General features: G+C 76.9%; 2 protein-coding genes. Both read left to right on the top strand.

The window, feature by feature from the left end:
* On the top strand, positions 1–3,571 hold a 3,571-nt coding region (locus tag OUY22_RS34675; RefSeq protein ID WP_270159536.1), incomplete at its 5' end, for a condensation domain-containing protein.
* Positions 3,568–7,145: type I polyketide synthase (locus tag OUY22_RS34670; RefSeq protein ID WP_270159534.1), on the top strand; the 3,578-nt coding region annotated here is incomplete at its 3' end. The genes OUY22_RS34675 and OUY22_RS34670, both read left to right, overlap by 4 nt.

The following is a 7,145-nucleotide window of genomic DNA, read 5'->3' as shown; positions in this document are numbered from 1 at the left end:
CGGTGAGCTGGTGCGGGCCGTGGCCGCGTTCTGGGCCGAGGCGTTCGGGAGCGCGCCGCCCCCGGCGGACGCCGACTTCTTCGCCTGCGGCGGCCACTCGCTGCTGGCCATGCGGCTGACCGCGCTGCTGCGCACCGGCCTGGGCCGGGAACTGGCCGTCGAGGACGTGCTCGGCGGCAGGACCGTGGCCGGGATCGCCCGCCGCGCCGCCACGGCGCCCGCGCTGCGCGAGGAGCCGCCGGGCGAGGGACCGGCGCGGCTGTCGCCGGTGCAGCGGCGGATGTGGTTCGTCGAGCGGCTGGCCCCCGGCACCCCCGCGCACAACATCGCCATGGCCCAGCGGCTGACCGGGCCGCTGGACGTCGCGGCGCTGGCCCGCGCCCTGGCCTCGGTGGCCGAGCGGCACGAGGTGCTGCGCTGGCGGGTGCCGCAGGCGGGCGGCGTCCCGTCCGTAGCGGTCACGCCGCCCGGCCCGGTGCCGCTGCCCGTCGAGGACGTGACCGCCGACGCGCTGCGCGAACGGCTCCAGGCCGAGGCCAGGCTGCCGTTCGACCTGGCCGAAGGCCCGCTGTGGCGGGCCCGCCTGCTCCGGCTCGCCGCCGACGAGCACGTGCTCGCCATCACCGCGCACCACCTGGTGTTCGACGGCTGGTCGCAGCAGGTGCTGTACGACGACGTCTCGCGCGCGTACCGGCAGGAGGCGCCGCCGCCGCTGCGCGCCACCTACGGCGGGTACGTCGGCTGGCTGGCGGCCCGCGACGGCGAGGCGGACCTGGCGTGGTGGAGCGAGCACCTCGACGGCGCGCCCACGGTGCTCGACCTGCCGCGCGACCATCCGCGCCCGCCCGTGCAGACGTTCGACGGCGAGTCCGTCACCGGCGAGACGGAGGCCGGGGTCGCCGCCGCCGTGCGGGAGCTGGCCGCCCGGCTCGGCTGCACCCCGTACGCGGTGCTGCTGGCCGCCTACGGGCTGGTGCTGCGGCGGCTGTCCGGCCAGCCCGACCTGATCGTCGGCACCCCGGTGGCCGACCGGCGCGACCCGGTGCTCGACCCGCTGGCCGGGTGCCTGGTGCAGGTGCTGCCGGTGCGGCTGCGGGTGGAGGACGACGCGCCGTTCGCCGCGCACGTGACCCGCTGCCAGGAGTCGCTGTCGGGCGCGCTGGCGCACCTGGACGTGCGGCTGGAGCGGCTGGTGGACCGGCTCGGGCCGGGCCGCGACCTGTCGCGCAACCCGCTGGTGCAGGTGCTGTTCAACATGTACGACTTCACCGAGCCGAGGCTGGACCTGCCCGGCGTGACTGCGGAGCCGCTGCCTCCGGGGCTGCCCGGCGCGCTGTTCGACCTGACCCTGTACGTGGGGGAGCGGGACGGGCGGTACGTGCTGCAGGCCGTCTACAACCCGCGGCTCTTCCGGCAGGAGCGGATCGACGCCCTGCTGAACGGCTACCTGCGGCTGCTCGCCGACCTGACCGCCCGCCCGGACCGCCCGGTACGCGAACCCGGCCTGCGCCCCCTGCCCGCGACCACGCCGCACCCCGCGACCCCGGACGGGCGTGAGGCAGATGAGCGTGAGGCGGACCGCGCGGCCCGGTTGCCGGACGGGCGGGCGGCGCTGCCCGGCTGGGCCGGGCCCGGGGTGGTGGAGCGGGTGCTGGCGCGGGCGGCCGACGGGCCCGGCCGTGTCGCGGTCAGCGGCGAGGACGGCGATCTGACGTACGCGGAACTGGCCCGGCTGACCGAGACGGCGGGCAGGGCCGTGACGGCGGGAGGGACGGCGGGAGGGACGGCGGTGGAGACGGCGGGAGAGACGGTGGCGATCCTCGCCGAGCGCACCCGCGAGCTGCCCGCCCTGATGCTGGGCGTGCTCGCGGCGGGGGCACGCTGGGCGGTGCTGGACACGGCGCTGCCGCCGGCCCGGCTCGCCGCGCAGGCGCGCGCCGCCGGCGCGACCCGCGTGCTGACCTGCCCCGGCGTCGAGATCCCCGCCGACCTGGCCTGGCTCGACCCGGTGCCGCTGGACCCGGTGCCGCTGGACCCGGTGCCGCTGGACCCGGTGCCGCTCGACGGGGTGGCGCTCGACGGGGCGGCACTCGGCCCGGTGGAGGACGCGTCCAGCCCCCGGCCCACCGACACCCCGCCCGGACCCGCCTGGATCAGGGACCAGGACGAGCGCGGCTACCTGGCGTTCACCTCGGGCAGCACCGGACAGCCCAAACCCGTCCGCGCGCCCGAGCGGCCCCTGGCCCGCTTCCTCGACTGGTATCCCCGCGCCTACGGGCTCACCGGCGACGACCGGTTCGCGCTGCTGGCCGGGCTGGCGCACGACCCGCTGCTGCGGGACGCGTTCACCCCGCTGGTGCTCGGCGCGACCCTGCACGTGCCCGTGCCGGACCGGGTGCGCGACCCGGCCCGCCTCGCCGGGTGGCTGCGCGAGCGCCGGATCACCGTCGCCCACCTCACCCCCCAACTCGCCGCGCTCATCGCCGCCGCCGGGGTGGAACTCGCCGACCTGCGGCTGGTGCTGTTCGGCGGTGACCGGCTCACCCACGCCGACGCCGCCCGCCTGCGCCGCGCCGCCCCGAACGCCCGCCTGGTCAACACCTACGGCACCACCGAGACCCCGCAGGCGCAGGCCCTGTACGAGATCGCCGACCCGGCGGACCACGGCGATCCGGTTCCTGTCGGTCACGGCGTGGACGGCGCCGAACTGCTCGTGCTCGACGCGGCCGGCGCGCCCGCCGCCGTCGGCGAACTCGGCGAGGTCGTGGTCAGGAGCCGCCGCCTGGCCCAGGCGTACCTGGACGAGACGCTCACCGAGGAGCGGTTCGCCCGCGAGCCGGACGGCGAGACGGCCCGCTACCGCACCGGCGACCTCGGCCGTTACGACCCGGACGGCCGCGTCGTGATCGCCGGCCGCGCCGACGGCCAGGTGAAGATCCGCGGCTACCGGGTGGAGCTCGGCGAGGTCGAGGCCGCGCTGCTGGCCCATCCGGGCGTGCGCGCCGCCGCCGCCACGGTCGCCGAGCGGCCCGGCGGGCGGGTGCTGCACGCCTACGCCGTCCCCGACGGCCCCGCCGCAGGGACGGGGGAGCTGCGCCGCCATCTGGCCGCGAGCCTGCCCGGCTACGCGCAGCCCGCCGAACTCGTCCTGCTGCCCGCGCTGCCGCTCACCCCGAACGGCAAGGTGGACCGCGCCCGGCTGCCCGCCCCGCCGCCCCGCCCCGCGCCGACGGGCGGCGACGAGCCCGCCAGCAGCACCGAACGGCTGGTCGCCGGCGTCTGGCGGGAGGTGCTCGGCCTGCCGGCCGTCTCCGCGTCCGCCAACTTCTTCGAGATCGGCGGGCACTCGCTCGCCACCGCGCAGGTCCAGGCCCGGCTCGCCGCCGCGCTCGGCCGCGAGGTGCCGATCGTCGACCTCTTCCGCTTCCCCACCGTCCGGGCTCTGGCCGCGCATCTCGACGGCGAGCGCGGCCCGGCCGGCTGGGACCGCGCCGCCCGGCGGGTCGCCGCGCGGCGGGCCCGACCCTCACTTCACCGGTCGCAGCAGATCAGACAGGAGAGCACCGAATGAGCCACGAAGAAGGTAACGGGGTCGAACCCATCGCGGTCGTCGGGCTGGCCTGCCGGCTGCCGGGCGCGGAGGACGTGCCGACGTTCTGGCGCAACCTCGTGGAGGGCGTGGAATCGGTGAAGTTCCACACCCGCGCCGAGCAGGAGGCGCTCGGCGTGCCTGACTACCTGCTCGACGATCCCATGTTCATCCCGGCCGCCTCCGTCGCCGCCGACTACGGCGCGCTCGACGCCGCCTTCTTCGGCATGTCTCCGCGCGAGGCGGAGCTGCGCGACCCGCAGCAGCGCATGTTCCTGGAGCTGGCCCACACCGCGCTGGAGGACGCGGGCTACGACCCGGCCCGCTACCCGGGCGAGATCGGCGTGTACGGGGCCATCGGCTCCGACGAGTACCAGTGGCTGTACGTGCGGCCCAACACCGAGGTGTTCGCCTCCGTCGGCAACCTGGCCGTCTACACCGGCAACCACCCCGACTACCTGGCCACGCTCGTGTCGTACAAGCTCGACCTGCGCGGCCCCTCGCTCACCCTGCACACCGCCTGCTCCTCCTCCCTGGTGGCGCTGCACGTGGCGTGCGAGGCGCTGCGCGCCGGCGAGTGCGACATGGCGCTGACCGGCGGCGCGTCGCTGGAGCTGCCCGCCGAATGGGGCTACCTGTACCACCAGGACGGCATCTACTCGCCCGACGGGCACTGCCGGGCCTTCGACGCCTCCGCGCAGGGCACCATCTGGGGCGGAGGCGGCGGCATGGCCGTGCTCAAGCGGCTGTCCGACGCGATCGCCGACGGCGACCACATCCGCGCCGTCGTCATCGGCAACGCGATCAACAACGACGGCGCCAGTAAGGTCGGCTTCTCCGCGCCCAGCGCCGAGGGCCAGGCCGCGGCGATCTCGCAGGCGCTCGGCCTCGCCCAGATCGACCCGCGGACCGTCAGCTACGTCGAGGCGCACGGCACCGGTACCGCGCTCGGCGACCCGATCGAGGTCTCCGCCCTGGCGGGCGTCCTCGGCGCCGCGTCGGAGGAGGCCGGCTGGTGCGGCATCGGCTCGGTCAAGACCAACATCGGCCACCTCGGCCCGGCCGCGGGCATCGCCGGGTTCATCAAGACCGTGCTCTCGCTGGAGAACGGCCTGATCCCGCCCACCCTGAACTACGAGCGGCCCAACCCGCGCATCGACTTCGAACGCGGCCCGTTCCGGGTCAACGCCAGCCTGACCAAGTGGGAGACGAACGGCCACCCCCGCCGCGCCGGCGTCAGCTCCTTCGGCATCGGCGGCACCAACGCGCACGTCGTCGTCGAGCAGGCCCCGCCCTCCGCGCTGCCGACCGCCCGGCCGCGCCCCGCCCACCTGCTGCAGCTGTCGGCGCGTACCCCGGCCGCGCTGGACGCCGCCGTGCGGCGGCTGGCCGACCACCTGGAGGACCGGGAGATCTCGCTCGCCGACGTCGCCCACACGCTGCGCACCGGGCGCAGGCAGCACGCCCACCGGGCGGCGGTCGTCGCCGCCGACCCCGCCGACGCGGTCGCCGCCCTGCGCGAGCCGCGCCGCGTGGTCCGGGCCAAGGCGGGCACCCCGCGCGTGGCCTGGCTGTTCTCCGGCCAGGGCGCCCAGTACGCGGGCATGGGCGCGGGCCTCTACCGCACCGAGCCGGCCTTCGCCGCCGCCGTCGACGAGTGCGCCGAACTGCTGCGCGACGAGCTCGGCCTGGACCTGCGCACGCTGCTGTTCCCCGCCGACGACGAGCGGGAGGCCGCCGACGAGCGGCTGCGCCAGACGGCGCTGGCCCAGCCCGCGCTGTTCACCGTCGAATGGGCGCTGGCGAGCCTGTGGCGCTCGTGGGGGATCGAACCGGCCGCCATGATCGGCCACAGCATCGGCGAGTACGCCGCCGCCGCCGTCGCCGGCGTCTTCACCCTGCCGGACGCGCTGCGCCTGGTCGCCACCCGGGGCCGGCTCATGCAGTCGATGCCGGCCGGCTCGATGCTGGCCGTGCGCCAGGACCACGAGGAGGTCCGCCGCACCCTGCCGGACGGGCTGTCCATCGCCACCATCAACGGCCCCGGCACCTGCGTCGTCGCCGGCCCCGCCGAACTGGTCGAACGGTACGCCGCCACCCTCGACGAGGCCGAGATCCAGCACACGGCGCTGCGCACCTCGCACGCCTTCCACTCGGCGATGATGGACCCGATCCTCGGCGACTTCCACGACGCCGTCGCCGCCGTGGCCCGCAACGCGCCCGCCGTGCCGTTCCTGTCGAACGTCACCGGCGACTGGATCACCCCCGAGCAGGCCACCGACCCCGCCTACTGGACCCGGCACCTGCGCGAGGCCGTCCGCTTCGGCGACTGCGTGGCCACGCTCGTCGCCGACGGCGAGTGGCGGCTGCTGGAGTGCGGGCCGGGCCGCCAGCTCGCCGGCCTGGCCAGGACGCAGCTGCCCCGCACCGCGCCGGCCCCGCTGCACAGCCTGCCCGGCCCCGCCGAGACCAAGGCCGACCTGGAGGTCCTGTACGCGGCCGCGGGCGCGCTGTGGACCGCCGGCGCGCCGCTCGACGCCGCCGCGATCACCGAGCCCGCCCGCCGAGTCCCGCTGCCGGCCTACCCGTACGAGCGCACCCACCACTGGGTGCCGACCACGATCGACACCGAGCTGATCTACCCCCGGCCGAAGCGGACCGGCGCGCTGCCGCAGGAGGAACGGTTCTCCGTCCCCGCCTGGCGGCAGGCCCCCGTCGCCCCCGCCGCGGCAAACTCGCTCGCCGGTGTCCGCTGCCTGGTGTTCGCCGGGCCCGCCGCCGGGCCGCTCCTGGACGCCCTGCGCGCCGCCGGCGCCGACACCGTCCGGGTGACGCCCGGCGACGCGTACGGGGTCGCCGCCGACGGCACCGTCACCCTCAGGCCCGCCGCGCGCGAGGACTACGAGGCGCTGCTCGCGCACACCGGCGTCCCGGCCAGGATCGTGCACGCCTGGCCGCTCGACGGCGACCCCGCCGCCTCGGCCGAAGCCGCGAACGCCGCCCAGGACCTCGGCTTCTTCAGCCTCCTGTGCCTGGTGCAGGCGCTCGCCCAGGCCGACCGCGACGGCGGCGTCCACCTCGACATCGTCACCACCGGCACCCAAGGCGTCGTCGGCGGCGACGTCACCAGGCCGGAGCACGCCACCGTCGCGGGCTTCACCGGCGTGGTGCCGCTGGAGGCGCGCTGGCTGACGGCCCGCCACCTCGACCTGGAGGAGGGCGCCTACGACCCGGCCGCGGTGCTGGCCGAACTGGCCGCCGAGCCGGTCGAGCCGCCCGAGGGGGAGCCGCCGTCGCCGGTCGCGCTGCGCACCGGGCGCCGCTGGCTGCGCGGCTACACCCAGGTCCCGGTCCCGCAGCAGGCCGACCCGCTGCGCCGGAACGGCGTGTACGTCATCACCGGCGGGCTCGGCGGCATCGGGCTCACCCTGGCCGAGGACCTGGCCGACCGCGCCCAGGCCCGGCTCGTGCTGCTCGGCCGGTCCGGCCTGCCGCCGCGCGAGGAGTGGGACACCCTCGACGACGCGCCCGACCGGGTCCGCCGCGCCGTCGCCGC

Source organism: Nonomuraea corallina (genome assembly GCF_027620315.1).
GTDB lineage: Bacteria > Actinomycetota > Actinomycetes > Streptosporangiales > Streptosporangiaceae > Nonomuraea > Nonomuraea corallina.
The sequence above is the reverse complement of the archived record's forward strand: the minus strand, read 5'-3'. Positions and strand labels throughout refer to the sequence as shown.